Annotated in this window: 3 protein-coding genes; 2 read left to right on the top strand and 1 reads right to left on the bottom strand. The window is 73.1% G+C overall.

The window, feature by feature from the left end:
• Positions 1-233: BTAD domain-containing putative transcriptional regulator (locus tag DQW85_RS24930; protein WP_275888257.1), on the bottom strand; the 233-nt coding region annotated here is incomplete at its 3' end.
• Positions 234-418: 185 nt separating this feature from the next.
• Between DQW85_RS24930 and DQW85_RS24935 the strand changes: the two genes are divergently transcribed.
• Positions 419-1,957, top strand: a complete 1,539-nt coding sequence (locus DQW85_RS24935; protein WP_113702426.1) for an MFS transporter — start codon at positions 419-421, stop codon at positions 1,955-1,957.
• Positions 1,958-1,983: 26 nt separating this feature from the next.
• The coding region (locus tag DQW85_RS24940; RefSeq protein ID WP_162795351.1) for a DoxX family protein at positions 1,984-2,894 on the top strand (911 nt) is incomplete at its 3' end.

Genomic DNA, 2,894 nt, shown 5'->3' on the forward strand with positions numbered 1-2,894 from the left:
GCCTGCCGCGCCGGCGGCAGCGCGTCGGAGTCGCTGCCGAGGCGTTCGAGGGCGAGGCTGGTCAGGCGGTGCGCCCACTCGCTGGCGGGGTCGAGCCAGGCGGCCGCGCGGGCGGCGGTCAGCGCGTCCTCGGGCCGTCCCGCCTGGAGGCGGGCGACGGCGTCTTCGCACCATTCGCGTGAGGATTTGTCCGCCTTTTCATCGCCTTCGCTACCATTTCGGTCCGTCCCCACGCTGTCATGGTCGGCCGGTGGATGAAAGTTGAACAGATCCCGACATACTGCTGTATCTCTCTAGAGAGGTGCGTGTGGGGACCTTGGATGCGTCGATACCGCTATACCAAGTGCATGGCATGGCCTAAGCTGCCACGCAAGCGCGCGCGGGCCCGCTGTGATCGGATCGGCCTGCAAGGAGGCCCATGACCGTCACACAGGCCGCGCCCGTCGTACGGCGTGCGGTTCGGCACCGGCAGGACAACCGCTGGGCGATCCTCCTCATCCTGTGCCTGAGCCTGCTCCTGATCACCGTCGACGCCACCGTGCTGCACATCGCCGTGCCCGCGCTCACCGCCGCGCTCGAACCGTCCGCGGTCCAACTCCTCTGGATCATCGACGTCTACTCGCTGGTGGTGGCGCCGCTGCTGATCATGTTCGGCACGCTGGGCGACCGCTACGGGCGAAAACGGCTGGTGCTCGCGGGGTTCGTGCTGTTCGGGGTGGCCTCGGCCGCCGCGGCCCTCTCCCCCACCCCGCTCCTCCTCATCCTGTCCAGGGCGCTGCTGGGCGTCGGTGGGGCCATGATCATGCCTGCCACGCTCTCGCTGATCCGCCAGGTCTTCACCGACCGGCGCGAGCGGGCGATCGCCCTCGGCGTCTGGAGCGCGGTCGCCGCCGCGGGCGCCGCCGTCGGGCCGCTGATCGGCGGGGTACTCGTGGGCGTCTGGTGGGGCGCGGTCTTCCTCATCAACGTGCCGATCCTGCTCGTGCTCCTGCCCGCCGCCGCGCGGCTGCTGCCGGAGTCGCGCGTGCGCGACGGCCGCCCGTGGGACGGGCTGAGCGCGGTGCTGTCCGTGCTCGGGATCCTGGCGCTGGCGTTCGGGCTCAAGGAGGCCGGATCGGGCAGCCTGATGCCGCTCGGCGGCGCACTGGCGATCTTCCTGGCCGGGGTCGCGCTGCTCGTGTGGTTCGTCCGCCGGCAGACCCGGCTCGCGATGCCGCTGCTCGAGGTCCGCCTGTTCGCCAACCGCGAGTTCGCCACCGGGGTCGCCGGGGTGCTGCTCGGCGTGTTCGCGCTGGTCGGACTCCAGCTCATGCTGGCGCAGTACCTCCAGCTCGTGCTCGGCGACAGCCCGCTGCGCGCGGCGGTCAGGATGCTGCCACTGGTCCTGTCCGCCGTCGGCGGCGGGCTCGCGGCGGCCCACATCCTGCCGCGGATCGGCATGCGGGGCACCATGAGCGGCGGCCTCGGGCTCGTCGCCCTCGCGCTCACCCCGACGCTGAGCTGGGGCGTCGAGGGCCATCCGGTGATGCTCGCGATCTGCTTCGTCGGCATCGGCTTCGGGGTGCAGGTCGCGCTGCTCGCCGCGTCCGACACGATCATGTCCGCCGCTCCCGAGTCCCACGCCGGTGGGGCGGCCGCCATCGAGGAGACCGCGTACGAGCTGGGCGCCGGAATGGGCGTCGCCGTGCTCGGCACCATCACCGCGATCGTCTACGCGCCCGCCCTGCGGGCCGTGCCCGGCGTGCCCGAAGGCGGCATGGACCAGGCGCGGCAGTCCCTCGCCGGCGCCGCCCACGTGGCCACGGAGGTCGGCGGGAACACCGGCGGCGCGCTGCTCCACGCGGCCCGGTGGGCCTTCGTGAACGCCCTGCACACGACCGTGGTCGTGAGCGTCGTCCTGCTGAGCCTGACCGCTGTGGCCGTGGCCATGCTGCTGCGCCGTGATCGAGGTGTGTGATGTCCCCATCAGGGCAGAGATCTACCGTGAAACAGGCCCTGCGTGATCTGGCCGCCTTAGTCGCCCGTCTGGGCGTGGGCGGCATCTTCTTCGCCAACGGCTGGCACAAGCTCGAAGAGGGCCTGAACGACACGGGCACGAGGTTCCTGGAGCAGGGTGCGCCCGCGCCGCGGGCATGGGCGACCGTGACCATGCTGACGGAGCTGATCGGCGGGGCGCTGCTGATCGCCGGGCTGCTGGTCTCGGTGATGGGGCTGCTGCTCTTCGTGGAGTCGCTGGCGGTGTTCCTGGTGGCCCCGCCGCTCAACCCCATCAGCCTCAACGAGCTCGTCCTGCTCGGCGTGGCGGCGCTGCTGCTGGCCGTGGTGGGGGCGGGGCGGGTGTCGGTCGACCACATGGTGGTGATCAGGCGCAGGGAGTCGGAGGCGGCCAGCGAGTTCGCCGCCGACACGGAGGCGGACCAGGTCATCGCCTCCCTCCGAGACCCCGACAGGCAGCCCTCGGACGCCGCCTCACCGTACGGTCCGGACGCGGCGGGCGATCCGGACGGGCCGGATGCCGTCCCGGACAGTGGCGCGCCCGCGTCGGAGCCGAGGTCCCCCCGAGGCGCGAAGGGGGCCAGGTCCGGCTCCCCGGACGCCTCGGACGCCCCGGCTCCAGGGGCGGGAACCGGGCGGAAGGCCACGGCCCAGCGGCCGAGGACCGGGCGCGGAACCTCACCGGCGGACGCGAGCGCAGGCACCTCACCCGCGGACGCGAGCCCGGACGCCGCGCGGGAGTCCTCAGGGCGGGAGTCCGCAGGGCGAGAGTCCTCAGGGCGGGAGTCCTCAGGGCGGGACGCCTCGCTGGAGGACACGGCCCCGCACCCCGTCCCCGGCCGGTCGGGCGCCGACCCCGCGGCCGGCGACGAGCCGAGGCTGCCCGCGCCCGGCGACAC

This window comes from Nonomuraea lactucae (assembly GCF_003313395.1).
GTDB lineage: Bacteria > Actinomycetota > Actinomycetes > Streptosporangiales > Streptosporangiaceae > Nonomuraea > Nonomuraea lactucae.